Source organism: Pseudomonas sp. LBUM1661 (assembly GCF_059695925.1).
Genome location: NZ_CP166794.1, coordinates 6,519,153 through 6,542,477 on the forward strand (window position 1 = coordinate 6,519,153; position 23,325 = coordinate 6,542,477).

Consider the following 23,325-nt stretch of genomic DNA (forward strand, 5'->3'; position numbering starts at 1 on the left):
AGTGCAGCCGCGCCCGGCGCATCAGACGGCGAAGAGCAGGAATTCCCGCTCCCACGAACTGATCACGCGCTTGAAGTTTTCATGCTCGGCCCGCTTGACCGCGACGTAGCCAGTGATGAATTTCTTGCCCAGGTATTTCTCGATGGTCGCGCTGTTTTCCATGCGTTCCAGCGCGTCTTCGATGGTCAGTGGCAGGCGCAGGTTGCGGCGTTCATAGCCACGACCCACCACCGGCGCACTCGGGTTCAAGCCTTCGACCATGCCGACGTACCCGCAGAGCAGGCTCGCGGCAATCGCCAGGTACGGGTTGGCGTCGGCGCCCGGCAGGCGGTTTTCCACCCGACGGTTTTGTGGCCCGGCATCCGGCACCCGCAGGCCCACGGTGCGGTTCTCTTCGCCCCACTCCACGTTCACCGGTGCCGAAGTGTCCGGCAGGAAGCGGCGGAACGAGTTGACGTTCGGCGCGAACAGCGGCAACAGCTCGGGGATCAGTTTCTGCAAGCCACCGATGTGGTTCAGGAACAGCTGGCTCATGGTCCCGTCTTCATTGGAGAAGACGTTCTTGCCGGTCTCGATGTCGATGATGCTCTGGTGCAAGTGCATCGCGCTGCCCGGCTCGCCGGTCATGGGCTTGGCCATGAAGGTCGCGGCCACGTCGTGCTTGAGCGCCGCTTCGCGCATGGTGCGCTTGAACACCAGGATCTGGTCGGCCAGGGACAAGGCATCGCCGTGACGGAAGTTGATTTCCATCTGCGCCGTGCCGTCCTCGTGGATCAGCGTGTCGAGGTCCAGTTCCTGCAGTTCGCACCAGTCGTAGACGTCTTCGAACAGCGGATCGAATTCGTTCGCCGCTTCAATCGAGAACGACTGGCGACCGATTTCCGGGCGACCGGAGCGGCCGATCGGCGGCTGCAACGGATAGTCCGGGTCGTCGCTGCGCTTGGTCAGGTAAAACTCCATTTCCGGCGCCACGATCGGCTGCCAGCCCTTGTCGGCATAGAGTTTCAGGACCTTCTTGAGCACGTTGCGCGGCGACAGCTCGATCGGGTTGCCCTGCTTGTCGTAGGTGTCGTGGATCACCTGGGCAGTAGGCTCGATGGCCCACGGCACGAGGAACACCGCGTTCGCGTCGGGGCGGCAGATCATGTCGATGTCGGCCGGGTCGAGCAGTTCGTAATAGATGTCGTCTTCGACATAGTCGCCGGTCACGGTCTGCAACAGAACGCTCTCGGGCAGGCGCATGCCCTTTTCGGCAATGAACTTGTTGGTCGGCGAAATCTTGCCCCGGGTGATCCCGGTCAAGTCGGCGATCATGCATTCGACTTCTGTGATCTTGTGGTCTTTCAACCAATCGGTGAGCTGGTCGAGGTTGTGACTCATAAATGCCTCTTAGGCTGAGTTTCCTGACTCTTATAAGTCAGGCGTTGTTTGACGCATCGGCGTCGCGTGATACAGATTGCCACTGCAATTGCCGCGCACAAATACCCGCCGCGACAGTGGCGTGGTATCGGGAGAGTAAAGCAGCGCGTGCAGAATGATGAGCAGCGCCCGACGCATTGGCTGGGCCGCCACCGTGAAACGGTTCTATATTGGATGTAGCGTCGGTCAAGAGAATGTCGTGCAAACCGTCCAGAATATCGGACGGTGCCCGCCAAAGTGCCGGGGAAGAAAGAGTCGACGGCACGCCTTTGGCAACACTGGCCTGAGCGTGAACGTACGGGTCGCCACTGATGTGGTAAGCATGCAGACCGATCTGCCTTGAGCATTCGGTGACGCCGATTAACGGCAGGCGAGACATGAAGCACCCCGGTATTATTGGTGTTATGGGTTTGAATCGAGCTTAGCCTTGTTCATTTTTTTACACAACACCCCCGTAAAAAATACAACACGGCCCGCTCAAGCCTGCGGCCGCTAAAGCGTTCAAAGGCATAAAAACGCCCCAAACTGCCTCAAAAAAGCCCTACGAGCGCTTTTTTAGGGCAAAAAAGGCCTCGCTTGACTTCGGCATGCCGTTCGGGTTGACTGGAATCCGAAGAGATCAATGATTGATATTTTTAACAACAAAGGTGTTGCATCATGTCGGTACCCCCGCGTGCCGTTCAGCTTAACGAAGCGAACGCGTTCCTTAAGGAACATCCTGAGGTTCTGTACGTTGACCTTCTGATTGCGGATATGAATGGTGTGGTGCGCGGCAAGCGCATTGAACGCACCAGCCTCCACAAGGTTTACGAGAAAGGCATCAACCTGCCGGCCTCTCTATTTGCTCTGGATATCAATGGCTCGACGGTGGAAAGCACCGGCCTGGGCCTGGACATCGGCGATGCTGACCGAATCTGCTATCCAATCCCTGACACCCTGTGCAACGAGCCTTGGCAGAAGCGCCCTACCGCGCAACTGTTAATGACCATGCACGAACTCGAAGGTGAACCTTTCTTCGCGGATCCCCGTGAAGTACTGCGTCAAGTTGTTACCAAGTTCGACGAGATGGGCCTGACCATCTGCGCCGCGTTCGAACTGGAGTTCTACCTGATCGACCAGGAAAACGTGAACGGTCGCCCACAACCACCGCGCTCGCCGATTTCCGGCAAACGCCCGCACTCGACTCAGGTTTACCTGATCGACGACCTCGACGAATACGTCGACTGCCTCCAGGACATTCTGGAAGGTGCGAAAGAGCAAGGCATCCCTGCCGACGCGATCGTCAAGGAAAGTGCCCCGGCGCAGTTCGAAGTGAACCTGCACCACGTGGCTGACCCGATCAAGGCCTGCGACTACGCAGTCTTGCTCAAGCGCCTGATCAAGAACATCGCCTACGACCATGAGATGGACACCACCTTCATGGCCAAGCCTTACCCGGGCCAGGCGGGCAACGGTCTGCACGTCCACATCTCGATTCTCGATAAAGATGGCAAGAATATTTTTGCCAGTGAGGATCCCGAGCAGAACGCCGCACTGCGTCACGCGATCGGCGGTGTGCTCGAGACCCTACCGGCGCAGATGGCTTTCCTCTGCCCGAACGTCAACTCCTACCGTCGTTTCGGCGCACAGTTCTACGTGCCGAACTCGCCGTGCTGGGGCCTGGACAACCGCACAGTGGCGATTCGCGTACCGACCGGCTCGTCCGACGCCGTACGTATCGAACACCGTGTGGCCGGTGCCGACGCCAACCCGTACCTGCTGATGGCTTCGGTCCTGGCAGGCGTGCACCACGGTCTGACCAACAAGATCGAACCGGGCGCACCCGTGGAAGGCAACAGCTACGAACAGAACGAGCAGAGCCTGCCGAACAACCTGCGCGATGCACTGCGTGAGCTGGACGACAGCGAAGTCATGGCCAAGTACATCGATCCGAAATACATCGATATCTTCGTGGCCTGTAAGGAAAGTGAGCTGGAGGAGTTCGAACACTCCATCTCCGACCTTGAGTACAACTGGTACCTGCATACCGTGTAAGCGGTTGCAGTAAAACGAGAACGCCGCAGGCTGATAAGGCTTGCGGCGTTTTTTTTTATGGCCGCCTGCGGCGGATCGCTAGCAGGCTAGCTCCCACAGGGATTTGCTGCGTACACAGAATTTATGTTCACTGGAGATCAACTGTGGGAGCTAGCCTGCTAGCGATGGCGTCCGGGCAGACAACATCAAACCCTGCTCGTACAATGCCCGCTGCCCCCGCAGGAGACTTCAATGACCCGACTCGCCACCCCACGCAAACCCCGCGCACGCAGCCAGGCCCGGATCGATTCGATACTCGATGCCGCCCGCACGCTGCTGGCGGCCGAAGGGGTGGCCAGCCTGTCGATCTACAGCGTCGCCGAGCGCGCGGAGATCCCGCCCTCCTCCGTCTACCACTTCTTCGCCAGCGTCCCGGCCTTGCTCGAAGCCCTGACCGCCGACGTCCACGCCGCGTTCCGCGCCTGCCTGCAAGCGCCGATCAACCACGAAGCCCTCAACGGCTGGCGTGACCTGTCGCGCCTGGTCGAACAGCGCATGCTCGACATCTACGACGAAGATGCCGCCGCCCGCCAGTTGATCCTTGCCCAGCACGGCCTGACCGAAGTGACCCAGGCCGACCGCCAGCACGACATCGAACTCGGCGACCTGATGCACAAGCTGTTCGACCACCACTTCGAACTGCCGAGGCTGCCGAGTGATGTGGATGTGTTTGCCTTGGCGATGGAACTGGGTGACCGCGTCTACGCCCGTTCAGTGCAACAACACGGGCAGATCACCCCGCGCATGGCTGAAGAAGGCATGCGGGTGTTCGATGCGTATCTGGGGTTGTATTTGCCAACCTATTTACCCAAGCGCAATCTCTAGCGCGCTCACTGATTCACACGCATAAAAAACCCCGAAGGGTTCACACCCTTCGGGGTTGTTGTTTGCGCACCCGCTTACAACTTGGCGATCGACACCTCGGTGGATTTCACAAAGGCGATCACTTCGCTGCCGACCACCAGTTCCAGCTCTTTCACCGAGCGCGTGGTGATCACTGAAGTCACGATGCCAGAAGCGGTCTGCACGTCGATTTCCGAGAGCACGTCGCCGAGGACGATTTCCTTGATCGAGCCTTTGAATTGGTTACGCACGTTGATGGCTTTAATCGTCATGGTGTTGATTCCTGTCGTTGATACAAGGCTTGAGTTATTGAGCCCAACGCAGTTGCGTGGGCAATGGTGAAACGGGTTCCGGTTCCGGCGGTTGGCCGGGCAGCGCCAGCACGCGGTTGAGGACTTCGGTTTCCAGCGCCGCCAGCCGATGGGAGCCACGGACCCGAGGCCGCGGCAGTTCCACCAGCAGGTCGAGGCCGACTTCGCCCTCTTCGATCAGGATTACCCGATCGGCAATTGCCACCGCTTCACTGACGTCGTGGGTCACCAGCAACACGGTAAAACCATGCTTCTGCCAGAGCCGTTCGATCAGTTGCTGCATCTCGATCCGAGTCAGGGCATCCAGTGCGCCCAGCGGCTCGTCCAGCAGCAGCAAGCGCGGTTGGTGGATCAGCGCGCGGGCCAGGGCCACACGTTGCTTCTGCCCACCGGACAAGGCCGCTGGCCACTCGTTGGCGCGATCCGCCAGGCCGACCGCTTCCAAGGCTTCCAGCGCTTGCGCACGCCAGTTGCCCTTGAGCCCGAGGCCAACGTTGTCGATGACTTTTTTCCACGGCAGCAAACGCGCTTCCTGGAACATCAACCGGGTGTCTTCCCGCGCATCGCTGAGCGGCGCAGAGCCGGCCAGCAATTCACCGCCCGTGGGTTTGTCGAGGCCGGCGAGCAAACGCAGCAAGGTGCTTTTGCCGCAACCGCTGCGGCCGACCACCGCCACGAACTGGCCCGCGGGAATGTGCAGATCGATCTCGCGCAGCACTTGCCGCGAACCAAAGCTTTTTTGCAGCTTGCGCACCGCCAGCGGAATACCGCGCAGCAGGCGTGGAGGTTGTTGAGCAGTCATGCGGCACCTCCTTTGACAACCTGATATGCCGGATGCCAGCGCAGCCACACACGTTCCAGTCCACGGGCCGCGAGGTCGGCCAGTTTGCCGAGCACCGCGTACAACAGAATCGCCAGCACCACCACGTCGGTCTGCAAGAACTCCCGGGCATTCATCGCCAGGTAGCCGATACCGGAACTGGCGGAAATGGTTTCCGCGACGATCAGCGTCAGCCACATGAAGCCGAGGGCGAACCGTACGCCGACCAGAATCGAAGGCAGCGCACCCGGCAGGATCACTTGCCAGAACAGGCTGAAACCGGACAAGCCATAACTGCGGGACATTTCCACCAGCGCCGGGTCGACGTTGCGGATGCCGTGATAGGTGTTGAGGTAGATCGGGAACAACGTGCCCAGCGCCACCAGGAAAATCTTCGCCGACTCATCGATGCCGAACCACAGGATCACCAGCGGAATCAGCGCCAGGTGCGGCACGTTACGGATCATCTGCACCGAACTGTCGAGCAGGCGTTCGCCCCATTTCGACAGGCCGGTGATAAAGCCCAATGTCAGGCCGATGCCGCCGCCGATGGCAAAGCCCAGCGCGGCACGCCAGCCGCTGATCGCCAAGTGCGTCCAGATTTCGCCGCTGCGAACCAGGCTGACGCCGGCTTCGATGACCGCAATGGGTGCCGGCAGAATCCGCGTCGACAACCAGCCCGCCGACACCGACAACTGCCACACTGCCAACAGCAACACCGGCAACGCCCAGGGTGCGAGGTTGTGGATGATTTTCTTCATGGCGCGCCTCAGCTCTGCGACGCGGCTTTGGGGAGGATGTCGTTGGCGACCATCTCACCAAACGGGCTGACGTAACCGGCGCTTTTCGGCAGCTCGGGACGCTCGATGTCCAGGTGCGGGAACAGCAATTCGGCGACGCGGTACGACTCTTCCAGGTGTGGATAACCGGAGAAGATGAAGGTGTCGATGCCCAGGTCCGCGTATTCCTTCACGCGGGCCGCCACGGTCGGACCGTCGCCCACCAGCGCCGTACCGGCACCGCCCCGCACCAGGCCAACGCCGGCCCACAGGTTGGGGCTGACTTCGAGGTTGTCGCGGCTGCCACCGTGCAGCGCGGCCATGCGTTGCTGGCCAACGGAATCGAAGCGCGCCAACGAGGCTTGAGCGCGAGCAATGGTGTCGTCGTCCAGGTGCGAGATCAGTCGATCCGCCGCTTGCCACGCTTCTTCGTTGGTTTCACGGACGATCACGTGCAGGCGAATACCGAAGCGCACGGTACGGCCGAGCTTCGCGGCTTTGGCGCGAACCTGTGCGATTTTCTCCGCAACGGCGGCCGGTGGCTCGCCCCAGGTCAGGACCATTTCCACCTGCTCGGCCGCGAGGTCTTGCGCCGCTTCCGAAGAGCCGCCGAAGTACAGCGGTGGACGCGGTTGCTGGATCGGTGGATAAAGCAACTTGGCGCCCTTCACGCTGATGTGCTGACCGTCGTAATCGACGGTTTCGCCCTCCAATACACGACGCCATATCCGGGTGAATTCCACCGAGGCTTGATAGCGCTCTTCGTGGGTCAGGAACAAACCGTCGCCGGCCAATTCTTCCGGGTCACCACCGGTTACCAGGTTGAACAGCGCACGACCGCCGGACAAGCGATCCAGCGTGGCAGCCTGACGCGCGGCCACCGTCGGGGAAATGATCCCGGGGCGCAGGGCGACGAGGAATTTCAAACGCTGGGTCACCGGAATCAACGACGCCGCCACCAGCCACGAATCTTCGCAGGAGCGACCGGTGGGAATCAGCACCCCGCCAAAACCCAGGCGATCCGCCGCTTGCGCGACTTGTTGCAGGTAACCGTGGTCGACAGCGCGAGCGCCTTCGGCGGTGCCAAGGTAATGGCCGTCACCGTGGGTAGGCAGGAACCAGAAGATATTGAGGCTCATGGAGTGGTCTCCTTAGGGAATCGAATTACGGTGCTTTGGCAACGGCCGCCGGTGGCGTCCAGATCACGTCTTTGATGCTCAACGGCTTCGGAATCAGCTTGAGCTGGTAGAAGCTGTCGGCGATTTTCTGTTGGGCGGCGACCACTTCCGGGGTCAGGAACAGCGCGCCGTAGCCCTGGCGTTTCACCGAGGTCAGGGTGATGTCCGCCGGCAGGCCGAGCAGTGGCGAGACCTGTTTGGTCACGTCTTCCGGGTTGGCTTTGGACCACTCACCGACCGCGCGCACTTCTTCCACGAGGGTCTTGATCACCTCGGGTTTTTTCTGCGCATACGGCTTGGTCGCCAGGTAGAACTGATGGTTGTCGACGATGCCTTGGCCATCACGCAGGGTGCGTGCTTGCAGCTGCTGTTCGGCAGCGGCCTGGTACGGGTCCCAAATGACCCAGGCATCGACGCTGCCACGCTCGAACGCGGCGCGGGCATCGGCCGGCGGCAGGAATACAGTCTGGATGTCGGTGTACTTGAGGCCGGCGTCTTCAAGGGCGCGCACCAGCAGGTAGTGAACGTTGGAGCCTTTGTTCAGGACGACTTTCTTGCCCTTGAGTTCGGCCACCGATTTGATCGGCGAGTCCTTCGGCACCAGGATCGCTTCGCTGTGTGGCGCTGGGGGTTCGTAGGCGACGTAGAGCAGATCGGCGCCGGCCGCTTGAGCGAACACCGGCGGGGTTTCGCCAGTGACGCCGAAGTCGATCGAGCCGACGTTCAGGCCTTCAAGCAGTTGCGGGCCACCGGGGAATTCAGTCCATTGCACGTCCACGCCTTGGGCGGCGAGGCGTTTTTCCAAAGTGCCTTTGGCTTTGAGCAGCACCAGGGTGCCGTACTTCTGATAGCCGATACGCAGGGTTTCAGCTTGAGCTTGAGTAATGGCGCCGAAGGTGACAGCCGCAGCAAACAGAGCGACCAGACCACGACGCAAAATGACAGGGCGCATGGCGCTCTCCTTTTTGCTGTTGGGTTTTGGCTGCACCTGCTTGGCCGTTAGCGGCTGAGTAAGGTGAGTGGATCAAATTCAGATGTGGCTTGAGTGCTGGCTTAAATGCTCCAGCGGGCACTCAACAAACGTTCGTTCAACAGGTTCGGGTCGATCGGCTTGGGGCGTCGGGCCATGGCGCTGAAAAACAGCTCCAGCGATTCGCTCAGCCGCTGTTCCAGCTCGGGTGCCAACTGTGCCTGGGCACTGCCTTCGCCGTAGGCGATCTGGCTGTCTACGGCGAAAATCCCATGAAGCATTTCCTGGGCTTTCAACGCCGACAACACAGGCTTGAGCGCGTAATCCACCGCCAGCATGTGGGCGATGCTGCCGCCGGTCGCCATTGGCAAAACCACTTTGTGCGCCAAGGCGCGTTCGGGCAGCAGATCGAGCACGGTCTTCAGGGCGCCGGAGAACGAGGCCTTGTAGACGGGAGTAGCGATCAACAGGCCATCGGCGTTTTCAATCTGTTGCAGCAGGTCGATCACCTTCGGACTGTCGAAGCGTGCATGCAGCAAGTCTTCGGCCGGGAAGTCCCGTACCTGATAACTCACCACTTCGACACCTTGCTCCTGCAACCAGCGTTGCGAGCGGTCCAGCAGCACCCCGGAACGGGAGCGTTGGCTCGGACTGCCACCGAGAGAGACGACCAGCATTCAGACGATTCCTTGAACGGTGTTGGCGATTCGCGGTTTGCGGTCTCGCTTGGGTGAAACGACCTTAACAGGGGATTGTTATATCTATAAATCATATTTATTCATTTGGTTATTCCTTGTAGAACTATGAGAATTCATTTACTCCAGGCAAAAAAACAGGCCGTTAAAACGGCCTGAAATCCCCTGCTTTGTGGATGACAAGAACTATTCACTGGCCGTTCTGCCGCAATCGCGGGCAAGCCCGCTCCCACAGTGGATCGGGGTGATCACAGAGGTATGGCAAACCACAAAACCCTGTGGGAGCGGGCTTGCCCGCGATTGCGATTTCAGCATCACCGCAAAATTCGAAGGATTACCTGTTCGGCTGCGGGGTCAGGCGCAGGTACGGTTTCACCGCGCGATAACCCTTGGGAAAGCGTTTGTTGATTTCATCTTCGTCCTTGAGCGACGGCACGATCACCACGTCATCACCGTCCTGCCAGTTGGCCGGGGTGGCCACTTTGTAGTTGTCGGTGAGTTGCAGCGAATCGATCACCCGCAGGATTTCATTGAAGTTGCGGCCCGTGCTCGCCGGGTAGGTGATGGTCAGGCGTACCTTTTTGTTCGGGTCGATCACGAACAGCGAGCGCACGGTCAAGGTGTCGTTGGCGTTGGGGTGGATCAGGTCGTAGAGGTCCGAGACCTTGCGGTCGGCGTCAGCGAGGATCGGGAAGTTGACGACGGTGTCCTGGGTTTCGTTGATGTCCTCGATCCACTTGTGGTGCGAATCCACCGGGTCAACAGACAGGGCGATGGCCTTGACCCCACGCTGAGCGAATTCTTCTTTCAACTTGGCCGTGAAGCCGAGTTCGGTGGTGCACACCGGCGTGAAATCCGCCGGGTGGGAAAACAGCACGCCCCAGCTATCGCCCAGCCACTCGTGGAAATTGATGGTGCCGGCGCTGGAATCCTGTTCGAAGTCGGGGGCGATATCGCCCAGTCTGAGGCTCATGGTGCTGCTCCTGATGAGTGCGGGTTGAGCTCAACTGTGCCTGTGTTTTTTATCTATTAAAAAGAATAAATATCGATTTGTTTAGATCGTAAATGAATATTAAAAATCTGTTCACTGGACGTGCATGCGCATCCCGCCGAACATCGCCAGCAAGGTTCGAGAAGGCCTTGAGTTGCTGCAAAAGAGGGGAATTTCAGGCCGGGTTTACGGGGGTGATCCCGGTTTGAAAACGCAAAAGCCCCGCCCGGCGAGATGCCGGGCGGGGCTTTTTTGTCTCGGTTACAAGAGCGCTCTTACAACAGCGGGATCGAGTAGCTGACGATCAAGCGGTTTTCGTCCTGGGAGCGAGTGCTCGGCAGGTCGGTACGCCAGGTAGCGTTTTTCCACATCAAGCCAAGGTTTTTCAACGCGCCGGACTGGACGACGTAACCCACGGTCAGGTCGCGTTCCCACTCGGAAGCGCCGTTAGCGACTTCAGCAAAAGGACGGGTACCGGAAACGGTATCGATGTTGTCGCCACGCAGATACACCACACCAGCGGTCAAGCCAGGCACGCCGACCTTGGCGAAATCATACGAGTAGCGTGCTTGCCAGGTGCGCTCGCCGGCACGGGCGAATTTCTGGATTTGCGAGTCGGTGATGATGTAAGCCGACGAGCCGTCGCCCTGGTTCAGCCAAGGGAAATCGCTGCTGCCGTTGCTGACTTGATAACCGCCGCCGAAGGTGTGACCTGCAACGGTGTAGAGGAACAGGCCGCTGTACAGGTTGTTGTCGACCTTGCCTTTACCGCTAGCCACGCCGCTGTAGTTGCCGTTGCTGAAGTAAGCCGAGGTGTTGGCGTTAGCGCCATCGTCAGAGCTGTTGAAGTAGCGCAGATCGGATTTCAGCACACCCGGGCCAATGGCCCAGTTATGCACCAGACCCAGGAAGTGTTGCTTGTAGAAGTCTTCCAGGTTGCCGTAGTAGTACTGGGCCGTCAGGTCCTTGGTGATTTTGTAGTCACCACCGCCATAGATGAACTTGTTGCTGTTGGCTACACGTGCGTTTGCGCCACCGATGGACAGTTGTTCATTGTTGCTGGAGTTACGACCCTTGGCGTGCTCGATCTGGCCGCCGACCAGCGTCAGGTCCTTGATCTCGCCGGAAGTGATCTGGCCACCCTGCCAGGTTTGTGGCAGCAGACGACCGTCGTTGGTCACGATGACTGGCAGCTTCGGTTGCAAAGTCCCCAGTTTCAGTTCGGTCTGGGAGATCTTGGCCTTTGCCGTCAAGCCCAGGCTGGAGAAGTTATCAACTGCTTCGCCGTTGGACTCGCTTGGGAAAACAGTACCGCCGTAAGCAGCGGTGTTTGCTGCGCCGTTGGTGCCGCCGCCCGAATCCAGACGCACGCCCAACAGGCCGATGGCATCAACACCGAAACCTACAGTGCCTTGGGTATAACCGGAGATGAAACGCAGATCGAAGCCTTGGCCCCATTCTTCGTTTTTGTTCGGACCGGTACCGTCACGGTAGTCGGTGTTGATGTAGAAGTTGCGCAACCCCAAAGTGGCCTTGCTGTCTTCGATGAAACCTGCGGCGCTTGCCTGCTGCGCCACAACCCCTAAGGCCACAGCCATGGCCAAGGTGGACTTGTTCATTTGTTTCGCTCCTATTGCTCTAATTCTAATGTTCCTGGTCCAGATCGAATGCCCGGATCCTGAGATGCGCGCTTTAGCGCCAAGCCGTCTAACCCGGTCATCTGGTCGCTAAAGGATACCTGTTCATAAACCCAAAAAGAATTGCAGAACTGTTTTTCATGCCATCCAGGAATAAAGCTCCGCATGGGACAGAAGGTATCGGCTCGAAAACCAATTCCTGAACCTGTATGCAATCGGGAGCGGTTTTGCCAAGGCTGACAGTGCTGCGGGGCCCACTTTAGGCCCAGGCAAACAAATCTAAAAAGAATAAAAAATCATCATGTGCAGTGTTTATGGAATATAAAAGCACAGCCGAAAAAAAACCTTGTCAGAGGACAAGGTTTTTTTTTGGGGACTGACTGATTACATGAAGCTATAGGTGTAGTTGAAGATCAGACGGGTCTGGTCTTCATCGAGGGTACTGGTGTTGCCACGATACATGCCGTGACGCAGCGTCGTGCCAAATCCTTTAAGTGGCCCCTGTTGAATTACGTAATCCACACGCAGGTCGGTTTCGCGCTCGTTCAGATCCTTGCCCACGCCGTTGGTGGCCTTGATGTCCTGGCCATACAGGTAAGCAGCCGAAGCTTTCAAGCCCGGTACACCCAATGAAGCGAAGTCATAGGAATACTGACCGTACGAGGTGTTTTCACCGGCACGGATGAAGCTGCCAACCGTTGCGTCGGTAAACGAGTAGAAGCTTGCGCCGCCGGCACCTTCGTTGCGACCGTTGCCATCGACAACGTTACCTTGGTTCAAGAACACAAAGCCGCCGTCGTCGCTGACACGCTGATGCCCGAGCAGAAACGCGCTGCCACCCAGGGTGTAGGTGAACGTGGCGCTCCAGGTCTTGTTATCGACCTCGCCCAGGTGCTTGGCGTAGCCACTATTGTTGTTGAATTGGTACCCGGCGTCACCGTTCTTGCCGTCGGAGCTGCTGTCGAAATACCGAAGATCGGTCTTGAACGTCTGACCGGGAACAATCGGGTAGACGTGCACCAAACCGAGGAAATTCTGCTTGTAGTAGTTTTCCAGGTTCGCGTAGTAGTACTGCAGCGTCAGGTCTTTGGTGACCTTCCAGTCTGCACCGGCGTAACGGAACTGGTTGCTGTCCTGAGTACCGCCAGCCACGGCCAGGCCAGTGCTGTTGGTGGAGGCGCGACCTGTCGCGTGCTCCAACTGACCTAGGTTAAAGGTCACGTTGTCGATTTCCTTCGAGGTGATGGTGCCACCTTCAAAGGTTTGTGGCAGCACGCGGCTGTCGTTGGCGATCAGGATCGGCATGTTTGGCTGCAGAGCGCCACCGTAGTGGGCTTCTGTCTTCGAGAAGCGGGCCTTGACGTTGCCTGCCAGACGGCTCCACTCATCCACTGCCGAACCATCGGTATCGCTAGGGTTGAAGGAGTTGTTGTCCGGGTGATGGCCCTTGCCGCCGTCCAGATGGATACCGACCAGCGCCTGGGCGTCAATACCGAAACCTACGACACCTTGGGTGAAGCCCGACTGGTAATCGAACTTGAGACCTTCAGCGGCCTCTCGCTGCCGGTTTGCAGGAATATTGAGGCCTTCACGTCTATCGGAGTCAAAATAATAGGTACGCGAACTGACGGAAGCCTTGCTGTCTTCGATGAAACCCGCGGCGCCTGCCTGCTGCGCCAAAACCCCAACAGCCACGGCCAGCGCCAAGGTGGACTTGTTCATTGTTTCGCTCCTCTCGTTTCTAATTCTTGTGTTCCTGGCCCGAGATCAAATGCCTCGAATCCTAAGATGCGCGATTAGCGCCAGACCGTGACCCACAAGTCAATCGTAACTATGTGTGTCTACGACCATAGTCTAATCCTCGTTTTTTTGGTCCTTGCAGGGTCATGAATTCGTCATAAACCTAAAAAGAATTGGTCAATTCTTTTTTTCATACCTTTTAGGAATATAGATCACTTTGCCCCAGCCCCGGAGTAGAGCAGTCGGCTCATAAACTAATTCCTAAAAGGTATTTATTGGCTGTTTTTTAGATCGATTAGCTTTGACGCAAATCGGAAATATTTCCCCTGCCGAGAGGCGTCGCCATGTCGACCAAACGCGCACTATCCAGCCCAATTGTTACAGTTTGTGTGTCGCCTTCAATTTCGTTCTCCGCTCATGCAGCGCACCTCACCGTCGGCTATCGATAAACCGGAAGATCTGATCGGCAAGACCATCGCCACCCCGTTCGTTTCGACCTCTCACTACAGCCTGCTCGGCTCGCCGAAGCACTGGGGGCTGGATGCCTCGAAAGTCAAAGTGGGGAACCTGCTGGTCGCCAGCCCTGGGGGAAATTCGCAAGACCGGCAAGACCTTGACCGACGCGGCAGAGGTCGGCCAATGGGGTGCGCCGACCTTTACACACCGATCTCCTGTACGAGCGAGGCTTGCCCGCGAAGGCGTCATCATGGACAACAGACAAATCGAGTTGTCTGCTTCGCGGGCAAGCCTCGCTCCTACAGGGATTGGGGTCGCCGATTCAGAGGGGTTTTTGATTGTTCCCACGCTCTGCGTGGGAATGCAGCCCGGGACGCTCCGCGTCCCATCCAGAGCCGAACGCGGAGCGTCCGTAGAGGCATTCCCACGCGGAGCGTGGGAACGATCAGGTCAGAGGGTCTTTTCGAAGATCTTCGAATTACGCTGATAGTTGTAGAGCGACGCCCGCGCCGATGGCAGGCGCTCAACGCTGCTCGGTACGAAACCCCGCTCACGAAACCAGTGGGCCGTGCGGGTCGTCAGCACGAACAAGGTTTTCAATCCCTGTGCCCGCGCTCGGGTTTCGATGCGCTCCAGCAACTCATCCCCGCGCCCACCATGGCGGTACTCGGGGTTCACCGCCAGGCACGCCAACTCGCCCGCATCCGAATCAGCAATCTGATACAGCGCCGCGCAAGCGATGATCATGCCTTCGCGCTCGACCACGCTGAACTGCTCGATCTCGCGCTCCAGCACCTCGCGGGAACGGCGCACCAGAATCCCCTGCTCTTCCAGTGGACTGATCAGATCCAGCAAGCCACCGACGTCTTCAATGGCCGCCTCGCGCACCACTTCGAATTGCTCCTGGGCCACCAGCGTACCGCCACCGTCACGGGTGAACAGTTCGGTCAGCAGCGCGCCGTTTTCGACATAACTGACGATATGGCTGCGGGCGACGCCGCCGCGGCACGCTTCAGCGGCCGCATCCAGCAGCTCAGCCTGATAGTTGCTGCCCAACCGCTGCAAATGCGCCGGCACTTGCTGTGGACGCAACTCACGCACCAGACGACCGTTCTCATCGATCAGACCCAGATCGGCACCGAACAGCAGCAGCTTGTCCGCGCCCAGGTCGATGGCCGCGCGAGTGGCGACGTCTTCGCAGGCGAGGTTGAAAATCTCCCCGGTCGGCGAGTAACCCAACGGCGACAGCAACACAATCGAACGCTCGTCCAGCAGACGATTGATGCCCTTGCGGTCGACCCGGCGCACTTCGCCGGTGTGGTGATAGTCGACACCTTCGAGCACGCCAATCGGCCGTGCCGTCACCAGATTGCCGCTCGCCACCCGCAGACGCGAGCCCTGCATCGGCGACGAGGCCATGTCCATCGACAACCGGGCTTCGATGGCGATACGCAGTTGGCCGACCGCATCGATCACACATTCCAGCGTCGCGGCATCGGTGATGCGCATGCCGTGATGGTAATGCGGGGTCAGGCCGCGAGTCGCCAGGCGGGTTTCGATTTGCGGACGGGAACCGTGCACCAGCACCAGCCGCACGCCCAGGCTGTGCAACAGCACCAGGTCGTGGACGATGTTGCCGAAATTCGGGTGTTCCACGCCGTCGCCAGGGAGCATGACGACGAAGGTGCAATCACGGTGGGCATTGATGTAAGGCGAAGCGTGACGAAGCCAATTAACGTATTCGGGCATGAACCTGGGCCTGTAATAAATAGCAGCCAAAAAATGGGCGAACAGAAAATGCACAGCGGGCTGATGGTTATCGTCGGAACAGGCTTGGCGACACGCGCGCTCTCCTCATGAATACGGGTTAAGACACCGGCAATTTACACGGTCAGGTGGCATGGATGACCGGCGTTGGTGTTTGGGCCGGCGCCAGGCAGTAATGTTCAATCAACTGACGTAATAGATGCACCGTAGGCTGCAAACGTGACATTTCGAGGTATTCCCCCGGTTGGTGCGCGCAGGCGATGTCGCCCGGGCCCAGCACCAGTGTTTCGCAGCCAAGACGCTGAAGATAAGGCGCTTCTGTGCCGAACGCCACTGCTTCGGCCCGATGACCGGTGAGCTTTTCCGCGATCCGCACCAATTCGGCATCCTCGGCCTGCTCGAAGGGCGGCACTTCGGGGAACAGCGGCGCGTAATCGATCTTCACCTGATGCCGCTCGGCAACCGGCTTGAGCCTTTGCAGAATTTCCGCGCGCAGGGCTTTAGGGTCCATGCCCGGCAACGGCCGCAAGTCGAATTCCAGCGAACACTGGCCGCAGATGCGGTTGGGGTTGTCACCGCCGTGGATGCAGCCGAAGTTCATGGTCGGCGTCGGCACGCCAAACTGCATGTTGCGAAACTCGCGCTGCCACAGCAGACGCAGTCCACGCAGTTCGCCGATAGCATCGTGCATCGCTTCGAGGGCGCTGTGGCCCAGGCGCGGGTCAGAGGAATGGCCGCTCTGACCGAGGATGTCGATGCGTTCCATCATGATGCCTTTGTGCATGCGGATCGGTTTGAGCCCGGTCGGCTCGCCGATCACTGCTGCGCGGCCCAACGGCCGCCCGGCTTCGGCCAGGGCGCGAGCTCCGGACATCGAGCTTTCTTCATCGCAGGTGGCAAGGATCAGCAGCGGCTGCTTGAACGGTTGGTCGAGCAGCGGGATGACGGCTTCGATGGCCAGGGCGAAAAAACCCTTCATGTCGCAACTGCCGAGGCCAATCCAACGGCCATCGACTTCGGTCAGCTTCAGCGGATCGGTCTGCCACCGCGCGCCGTCGTAAGGCACCGTGTCGCTGTGCCCGGCCAGCACCAGGCCGCCGGGGCCGGAACCGAAACTGGCTAGCAGGTTGAACTTGCCGGGGCTGACCTGCTGGATGTCGCAGGCAAAACCCAGGTCACCGAGCCACGTCGCCAGCAGATCAATCACTGGACGATTGGATTGATCGAGGCTGGGTTGGGTACAACTGACGGACGGTGCGGCGATCAGCGCAGCGAACTGATCTTTCATGGACGGCAAAGGCATCGCTGACTCCAACTCCCGAATTGAAGTCCATCATAGAACCATCTGGCGACAGGAATAAACCGTTGCGGTTCGTCGCCAAGCGTCAACAGACCCTATCTCGAATGAGTCCTGTACACTGCACGACCTTGGCAGCCACACATTCCCCCGGCTGCGCTCCCGATCCTGGATTTTCCGGCCATGCAGAAAGAAACCGAAATCAAACTCCGCGTCAGCCGCGAAACCCTCGCCGCTCTGCGCGAGCACCCGCTCCTGAAAAAACGCAACAAAAGTGGCTGGGAACGCCGTGAGTTGATGAATCAGTACTTCGACACGCCTGAGCGCGACCTGGCCCGCGCCAAGGTTGCCCTGCGCCTGCGCCGCGATGGCGAAGAAGTGATTCAGACCCTCAAGACCCGTGGCCAGAGCGTCGCCGGTCTGTCTGAGCGTAACGAGTACGACTGGAACCTGCCCAAAGCCAAGCTCGACGTGAAGAAACTCGACGGCGAATGCTGGCCTGAAGAGTTGGCCGAGCTGGACAAGAAAACCCTGAAGCCAATCTTCACCACCGATTTCATCCGCGAACGCGCGGAAATCGCTTGGGGCCGTGGCAAGACCAAAGTGGTCATCGAGGCCGCGCTGGACCTGGGCCACGTTGTCGTCGGCAAACAGAAAGAAGAAATCTGCGAACTGGAACTGGAACTGCGCGAAGGCGATCCGGCCGCGTTGCTGGAACTGGCCGCTGAACTGGCCGCGACCTTGGCCCTGATGCCGTGCGACATCAGTAAGGCCGAACGCGGTTATCGTTTGTACGACGCCAACAGCTACTCGTTGAGCCTGCCGGCGCCGCAAATCAGCGCCGAAATGCCGCTGGACGATGCGTTCGCCGCCCTGAGCTGGCACTTGCTGGGCAGCAGCCAGCGTCTGGCCGAGCAGTATCGCTTCAATGGTCACTGGCGCCTGTTGCAGGACTGGGTCGAGAACCTCGCTGAACTGCGCGCACTGCTCAGCAGCCTGGGCCAGGCCGCACCGCGTCAGTCGACGCACGATCTGCGCGTTGCACTGGATGCCTTGCTGGAAGACTGGCGTCCACTGGTGCAAGCCGGCATCGACGACGAAGACGTGCGCAAAGCCGCGCCGGAGCAGTTCCTCGAAGAACTCGAAGACCCGCGCTGGGGTCTGTTCTCCCTGAACACTTCGCGCTGGTTGCTGGCCCGCACCTGGGCTGCCGATCGCAACGTTCGTGGCAATCGCCAAGGCGCCGCGCAACTGGGCAGCTGGTTGCCGCGCCTGTTGGGCGAGGAAGCCACGTCCCTGCAATTGCAGCGTTACCAGCAACAGCCGGAAGACCTGGCCGAGCAACTGCCGCGCATCGAACGCATCCAGGCCTGGATGCACCATGCGCGCAACGTGCTGGACATTCCAGAAATGGATCGCCTGTACGGTGAGCTGAACAAACTGGCGCAACTGGCCAACGAGCCGATCACCGACGAATCACTGGATGCGCGTAAGCAGCAGGCGATTGCGGTGTATCAGAACCGTGCCTGGAAGATGTTGCTGCGCATGTAATACCGCCATCGCCAGCAGGCTGGCTCCCACATTGGTTTTGTGTACACCACAAATCCAATGTGGGAGCCAGCCTGCTGGCGATGGGGCCGCAGGATTAACGCATCATTTTCAAACCGGCAAACTGGTGGTCGACTTGATCTCCGACAACGCCACAATCGAGTTCACTTCCTGAATCCCCGGCACCATCGACAGCTTCTCGAAAAAGAAGCGCTCATAGGCCTCGATGTCCGCCGCGACAATCCGCAGCATGAAATCCACCGCCCCCATCAGCACGTAACACTCCAGCACCTCGGGAAAACCGCGAATCGCCTCGGTGAATTCGGTGAAGTTCGAGCGTCCGTGAGCGTTGAGTTTCACCTGGGCGAAGATCTGCGTGTTCAAGCCGATTTTCTTGCGGTCGAGCAACGTCACCTGCCCGCGAATGATCCCCTCCTCCTTCATCCGCTGAATTCGCCGCCAGCACGGCGACTGCGAGAGCCCCACTTGCTCGGCGATCTGCGCACTGGAGAGCGAGGCGTCCTCTTGCAGCAATGCCAGAATCTTGCGGTCGTAGCCATCCAGCTCGCTGTGCATAGAAAAACCTGTAATTGATAGCGCTTTGAATTGTGCAATTCGATTAATCGCCAATTACCCCCATCATAGATAAGAAATACCCGCCGACGAATGTAAAAATTTCTCCAGTGATTTGGAGACCGACCATGCCGCATCTAGAAGCCGTGAACACCCCGCCCACCCGCGCCGATGTCTGGAACACCAGTAATGCCCACTGCCGCGTTCACTACCAACTGCTGACCGAGGCTGAACCGGATGTGCTGTGCCGGGCGCTGAACCTGTTTGCCATGCAGTTCCTCACGCCGCACCAGGTCAACGTACAGCGCATGGATGATCTGCTGTCGCTCGACATCGTTATCGACGGATTGAGCTGGCACCGCGCCCAGGTCATCGCGGAAAAACTGCGTAACCTGATCAGCGTCTGTTCGGTGGAGCTGCAAGCCGCCGATTCTGCGTGGGATGAGCCGGTTCAGGCGACAGGCTGAAAGAACTCGAAACGGCTTCGTCGGGTAGTGGCCCAACGGTCAGCGGCTGCGCGACTATCCTTTGCGAACTGTTGTTCATGAGGAGCCCGCATGTCCGTTCAACTCGCCATTCAGGACCGCTGGCTGGATCTCAATGATTTGCTGCGTGAACTGGTCGCCCAAGGCTTTATCAGCCAGGATTCGGCCGAGCACGCGCTGAATGCCCGACGCCGTCACGCCGCCAATGGCCAGATGCACCCGCTGGAGTTCATCGCCAGCCAGCAGCTGGACGACCTCAGCCGCCCTGGCAAACACCTCGACCTGGAGAGCCTGACGCTGTGGCTGTCGCAGCAGGCGGGCCAACCTTACTTGCGCATCGACCCGCTGAAAATCAACGTCGCGGCCATTACCCCGTTGATGTCCTACGCGTTCGCCCAGCGCCACAAAATTCTCGCGGTCGCCATCGATCGCGACGCGGTGACCGTGGCCAGCGCCCAGCCATACGTCAACGGTTGGGAAGCCGACCTGACCCACGTCCTGAAACTGCCGATCAAGCGCGTGGTGGCCAACCCGATCGACATCCAGCGCTTCAGTGTGGAATTCTTCCGCCTGGCCAAATCGGTCAGCGGCGCGACCAACGCCGATCAGCAGATGAACACCCTGGGCAACTTCGAACAGTTGCTCAACCTCGGCGCCAGCGACCAGGAACCCGACGCCAACGACGCACACATCGTCAACATCGTCGATTGGTTGTTCCAGTACGCATTCCAGCAGCGCGCCAGCGACATCCACATCGAACCCAGACGCGAGCAAGGCACCGTGCGCTTTCGCATCGATGGCGTGCTGCACAACGTCTATCAATTCCCGCCGCAGGTGACCATGGCGATCGTCAGCCGCCTGAAAAGCCTGGGGCGGATGAACGTCGCGGAAAAGCGCAAACCCCAAGACGGCCGAGTAAAAACCAAGACCCCGGACGGTGGCGAAGTCGAGTTGCGCCTGTCGACATTGCCGACCGCCTTCGGCGAAAAAATGGTCATGCGGATCTTCGACCCGGAAGTGCTGCTCAAGAATTTCGATCAGTTGGGCTTCTCCGCCGAAGACCTGCGCCGCTGGCAGGACATGACGAGCCAGCCCAACGGCATCATCCTGGTCACCGGACCGACCGGTTCCGGTAAAACCACCACGCTGTACACCACCCTGAAGAAACTGGCGACACCCGAGGTCAACCTCTGCACCATCGAAGACCCGATCGAGATGGTCGAGCCGGCGTTCAACCAGATGCAGGTCCAGCACAACATCGACCTGACCTTCGCCGCCGGTGTGCGTGCGCTGATGCGGCAAGACCCGGACATCATCATGATCGGCGAGATCCGCGACCTCGAAACTGCCGAAATGGCGATTCAGGCCGCACTCACCGGTCACTTGGTGTTGTCGACGTTGCACACCAATGACGCGCCCAGCGCGATCAGCCGCCTGCTGGAACTCGGCGTGCCGCATTACCTGATCAAAGCCACGGTGCTTGGCGTCATGGCCCAGCGTCTGGTCCGTACCTTGTGCCCGCATTGCAAGGCGCCGTTGACGCTGGGCGAAGAAGACTGGCAAACCTTGACCCGGCCCTGGCAGGCACCGTTGCCGAGTAACGCACAACGCGCCATCGGCTGCCTGGAATGCCGCGACACCGGCTATCGTGGCCGCGCCGGGGTTTACGAAATCATGCAACTGACTGACGGCGTCAAGGCGCTGATCAATCCCGATACCGATTTGCTGGCGATCCGGCGCCAGGCGTTCAAGGAAGGCATGCGCAGTTTACGGCTGTCCGGGGCGCAGAAAGTCGCGGCGGGTTTGACCACGATCGAGGAGGTGCTGCGAGTGACGCCGCAGAGCGAGCAGAAATAAACCCTATTGTGTCTCCTGATGATGCGAGGGCCGACTATCGGTACTTATCCCCGACCCGCGCCGCTACACTCCTGCGATCGCCATTTCATTGATCAACAGGGAATCGTTATGCAGATCGGTAGCGTGCTTTTGCTTTTTGTCGGCCTCGTGGTCGCCATTCTGTTCATGGGTTTCAAGGTCGTGCCTCAGGGTTACCAATGGACGGTCGAGCGTTTCGGCCGTTACACCAACACCCTCAAGCCAGGCCTGAACATCATCATTCCGGTGATGGACCGCATCGGTCGCAAGATCAACGTGATGGAAAGCGTGCTGGATATTCCGCCGCAGGAAGTCATTACCGCCGACAACGCCACGGTGCAGATCGATGCCGTGTGTTTCTTCCAGGTGGTCAACACCGCCCAGGCCGCCTACGAGGTGAACAACCTCGAACACGCGATTCGCAACCTGCTGCAAACCAACATTCGTACCGTGCTCGGCTCAATGGAACTCGACGCGATGCTCAGCCAGCGCGACGGGATCAACGAAAAACTGCTGCGTACCGTCGACGAAGCCACGGCGCCGTGGGGCATCAAGATCACCCGGATCGAGATCAAGGACATCAGCCCGCCGGCTGACCTGATGGCGGCAATGTCTGGCCAGATGAAAGCCGAGCGGATCAAGCGCGCGCAAATCCTCGAAGCCGAGGGCCTGCGAGCGGCCGCCATCCTGACCGCCGAAGGCAAGAAGCAGGCGCAGATCCTCGAGGCCGAAGGCGGTCGGCAGGCCGCGTTCCTCGAAGCCGAAGCCCGTGAACGTCAGGCCGAAGCTGAAGCCCAGGCGACCAAAGTGGTGTCCGAAGCCATCGCTGGCGGCAACGTGCAGGCGGTCAACTACTTCGTCGCGCAGAAGTACATCGATGCACTGGGCAAACTGGCCTCGGCCAACAACAGCAAAGTGATCCTGATGCCGCTCGAAGCCAGTTCGATGATCGGCGCAGTCGGCGGCATCGGCGAAATCGTCAAGGCCACGTTCGATAACAAGAAAGCCTGAGGCACGCTATGTGGGCATTTCTGCAGCATCTATCCTTCTGGGACTGGCTGGCGTTAGGCACGGTGTTGCTGATTCTCGAAGTGTTCGGCGCGGGCGGCTATCTGCTGTGGATCGGCATGGCAGCCGCCGCCGTTGGCGTGCTGACCTTTGTGGCGCCGGAGCTGTCCTGGGAATTGCAGTTCCTGCTGTTCGGCCTGCTCTCGATCGCCACCGCGCTGTATTGGTGGAGACGCCAGCGCAGCGCCGTGCGCGAGAGCGATCAGCCGAACCTCAACCTGCGCGGTCAGGAATTGGTCGGCAAAACCTTTGTGGTGCATGAAGCGATTATCGACGGACGCGGCAAAATCAAGGTTGCCGATGGCGTGTGGATGGCCCGAGGACCGGATGCTGCATTGGGCAGCCGGGTTCGCGTGGTTGGGCAGCAAGGGGCGATTTTGCTGGTGGAACCGGCTGAATGAGCCGGAAGGGAACTCGATTGGGTGATTGGCAATCCAACGCCGTAGATAACCCAGTGGAGTCACCCTATGCGTCTCAAACTTGCTGTCGCTACCCTCGCCTTGTTGTCCCTTCCAGTCGGTTCGGCGATGGCCGATAGCTTTTGGCGTAACGTCATCTCCTCCGGTGCAACCACCGGTTCGACCTACCTGACCTTCAAGGATCACAAGCTGATCATTGCCGCTCAGGACGATGCCGGCAGCTTCGTCGCCAGCGACGGCGGCATCCGCGGCCCGTACCTGGAAGCCGCAATGCAGAAAGTCCGCGCCGACAACCCGGGCCTGCAGGCGACCGACATGGAACTGGCGAATGCGATCCTGGCGAAGAATGCCGTCGCTTCCGAATAAGATTTACTGCTGAAC

At 59.4% G+C, this 23,325-nt stretch carries 21 protein-coding genes and 2 pseudogenes; 9 read left to right on the forward strand and 14 right to left on the reverse strand.

Annotated elements, in window-relative coordinates:
* Positions 1 to 21: 21 nt before the first annotated feature.
* Both ACA057_RS29990 and ACA057_RS29995 read right to left on the reverse strand, forming a co-directional pair.
* Complete coding sequence (locus ACA057_RS29990) at positions 22 to 1,380, reverse strand: glutamine synthetase family protein (protein ID WP_059407267.1); 1,359 nt, start codon at positions 1,378 to 1,380, stop codon at positions 22 to 24.
* A 100-nt stretch (positions 1,381 to 1,480) separates the two neighbouring features.
* Positions 1,481 to 1,798: pseudogene (locus ACA057_RS29995) on the reverse strand (gamma-glutamyl-gamma-aminobutyrate hydrolase family protein); the annotation flags it as partial.
* Between the two features lie 278 nt (positions 1,799 to 2,076).
* Here ACA057_RS29995 and ACA057_RS30000 point away from each other — a divergent pair.
* Positions 2,077 to 3,453, forward strand: coding sequence for a glutamine synthetase family protein (locus ACA057_RS30000; protein ID WP_010466681.1), 1,377 nt, complete (start codon positions 2,077 to 2,079; stop codon positions 3,451 to 3,453).
* A gap of 231 nt (positions 3,454 to 3,684) precedes the next feature.
* Positions 3,685 to 4,317 carry a TetR/AcrR family transcriptional regulator gene (locus ACA057_RS30005; protein ID WP_497344571.1) on the forward strand — a complete coding sequence of 211 codons (633 nt, stop codon included), beginning with the start codon at positions 3,685 to 3,687 and terminating at the stop codon, positions 4,315 to 4,317.
* A gap of 74 nt (positions 4,318 to 4,391) precedes the next feature.
* Here ACA057_RS30005 and ACA057_RS30010 read toward each other — a convergent pair whose 3' ends face one another.
* The 9 genes from ACA057_RS30010 to ACA057_RS30050 form a co-directional block, all read right to left on the reverse strand.
* On the reverse strand, positions 4,392 to 4,607 hold the full coding sequence (locus ACA057_RS30010; protein WP_003229256.1) for a TOBE domain-containing protein: 216 nt from the start codon (positions 4,605 to 4,607) through the stop codon (positions 4,392 to 4,394).
* 34 nt (positions 4,608 to 4,641) lie between these two features.
* Positions 4,642 to 5,448: an aliphatic sulfonates ABC transporter ATP-binding protein gene (gene ssuB, locus ACA057_RS30015; RefSeq protein WP_059407264.1), complete on the reverse strand. Its 807-nt coding sequence runs from the start codon at positions 5,446 to 5,448 to the stop codon at positions 4,642 to 4,644.
* Complete coding sequence (ssuC, locus tag ACA057_RS30020) at positions 5,445 to 6,227, reverse strand: aliphatic sulfonate ABC transporter permease SsuC (protein WP_401356079.1); 783 nt, start codon at positions 6,225 to 6,227, stop codon at positions 5,445 to 5,447. The genes ssuB and ssuC overlap by 4 nt, the downstream gene beginning before the upstream one ends.
* A gap of 8 nt (positions 6,228 to 6,235) precedes the next feature.
* On the reverse strand, positions 6,236 to 7,384 hold the full coding sequence (gene ssuD / locus ACA057_RS30025) for an FMNH2-dependent alkanesulfonate monooxygenase (RefSeq protein ID WP_401356077.1): 1,149 nt from the start codon (positions 7,382 to 7,384) through the stop codon (positions 6,236 to 6,238).
* Positions 7,385 to 7,409: 25 nt separating this feature from the next.
* Positions 7,410 to 8,375, reverse strand: a complete 966-nt coding sequence (locus ACA057_RS30030) for a sulfonate ABC transporter substrate-binding protein (RefSeq protein WP_497344574.1) — start codon at positions 8,373 to 8,375, stop codon at positions 7,410 to 7,412.
* Positions 8,376 to 8,476: 101 nt separating this feature from the next.
* Positions 8,477 to 9,070 (reverse strand): NADPH-dependent FMN reductase, encoded by a 594-nt coding sequence (ssuE, locus tag ACA057_RS30035; protein WP_059407260.1) that lies wholly within the window; start codon positions 9,068 to 9,070, stop codon positions 8,477 to 8,479.
* Positions 9,071 to 9,422: 352 nt separating this feature from the next.
* Entirely contained in the window at positions 9,423 to 10,061 is a 639-nt protein-coding gene (locus ACA057_RS30040) for a peroxiredoxin (RefSeq protein WP_497344577.1), read from the reverse strand.
* Positions 10,062 to 10,354: 293 nt separating this feature from the next.
* Complete coding sequence (locus ACA057_RS30045; RefSeq protein WP_497344579.1) at positions 10,355 to 11,698, reverse strand: OprD family porin; 1,344 nt, start codon at positions 11,696 to 11,698, stop codon at positions 10,355 to 10,357.
* A 402-nt stretch (positions 11,699 to 12,100) separates the two neighbouring features.
* Positions 12,101 to 13,438 (reverse strand): OprD family outer membrane porin, encoded by a 1,338-nt coding sequence (locus tag ACA057_RS30050; RefSeq protein ID WP_497344581.1) that lies wholly within the window; start codon positions 13,436 to 13,438, stop codon positions 12,101 to 12,103.
* 453 nt (positions 13,439 to 13,891) lie between these two features.
* Here ACA057_RS30050 and tauA point away from each other — a divergent pair.
* A pseudogene (gene tauA, locus ACA057_RS30055) lies at positions 13,892 to 14,114 on the forward strand (taurine ABC transporter substrate-binding protein); the annotation flags it as partial.
* A gap of 248 nt (positions 14,115 to 14,362) precedes the next feature.
* On the opposite strand, the gene argA reads toward tauA, so the two are convergent.
* Together argA and argE are read right to left on the reverse strand one after the other, a co-directional pair.
* Positions 14,363 to 15,661, reverse strand: coding sequence for an amino-acid N-acetyltransferase (argA, locus tag ACA057_RS30060; protein ID WP_497344583.1), 1,299 nt, complete (start codon positions 15,659 to 15,661; stop codon positions 14,363 to 14,365).
* A 142-nt stretch (positions 15,662 to 15,803) separates the two neighbouring features.
* Complete coding sequence (gene argE, locus ACA057_RS30065) at positions 15,804 to 16,982, reverse strand: acetylornithine deacetylase (RefSeq protein WP_497344585.1); 1,179 nt, start codon at positions 16,980 to 16,982, stop codon at positions 15,804 to 15,806.
* A 177-nt stretch (positions 16,983 to 17,159) separates the two neighbouring features.
* Here argE and ACA057_RS30070 point away from each other — a divergent pair, with 177 nt between their 5' ends.
* The gene (locus ACA057_RS30070; protein WP_497344587.1) at positions 17,160 to 18,527 is read left to right on the forward strand and encodes a CYTH domain-containing protein; all 1,368 of its coding nucleotides are present in this window, start codon (positions 17,160 to 17,162) and stop codon (positions 18,525 to 18,527) included.
* A gap of 108 nt (positions 18,528 to 18,635) precedes the next feature.
* On the opposite strand, the gene ACA057_RS30075 is transcribed toward ACA057_RS30070, so the two are convergent.
* Complete coding sequence (locus ACA057_RS30075) at positions 18,636 to 19,100, reverse strand: Lrp/AsnC family transcriptional regulator (RefSeq protein ID WP_497344589.1); 465 nt, start codon at positions 19,098 to 19,100, stop codon at positions 18,636 to 18,638.
* A 125-nt stretch (positions 19,101 to 19,225) separates the two neighbouring features.
* On the opposite strand from ACA057_RS30075, the gene ACA057_RS30080 reads away from it, so the two are divergent.
* The 5 genes from ACA057_RS30080 to ACA057_RS30100 all read left to right on the forward strand — a co-directional run bounded on the left by ACA057_RS30080 (position 19,226) and on the right by ACA057_RS30100 (position 23,310).
* A complete protein-coding gene (locus ACA057_RS30080) occupies positions 19,226 to 19,564 on the forward strand; it encodes an ACT-like domain-containing protein (protein WP_497344591.1) in 339 nt (112 codons plus the stop codon).
* 90 nt (positions 19,565 to 19,654) lie between these two features.
* The gene (gene tfpB / locus ACA057_RS30085) at positions 19,655 to 21,439 is read left to right on the forward strand and encodes a type IV pilus assembly ATPase TfpB (protein ID WP_059407250.1); all 1,785 of its coding nucleotides are present in this window, start codon (positions 19,655 to 19,657) and stop codon (positions 21,437 to 21,439) included.
* 108 nt (positions 21,440 to 21,547) lie between these two features.
* The gene (locus tag ACA057_RS30090) at positions 21,548 to 22,468 is read left to right on the forward strand and encodes an SPFH domain-containing protein (protein ID WP_008150402.1); all 921 of its coding nucleotides are present in this window, start codon (positions 21,548 to 21,550) and stop codon (positions 22,466 to 22,468) included.
* An 8-nt stretch (positions 22,469 to 22,476) separates the two neighbouring features.
* Complete coding sequence (locus ACA057_RS30095; RefSeq protein WP_497344594.1) at positions 22,477 to 22,926, forward strand: NfeD family protein; 450 nt, start codon at positions 22,477 to 22,479, stop codon at positions 22,924 to 22,926.
* Between the two features lie 66 nt (positions 22,927 to 22,992).
* Positions 22,993 to 23,310, forward strand: coding sequence for a DUF2388 domain-containing protein (locus ACA057_RS30100; protein ID WP_008081461.1), 318 nt, complete (start codon positions 22,993 to 22,995; stop codon positions 23,308 to 23,310).
* Positions 23,311 to 23,325 lie beyond the last annotated feature (15 nt).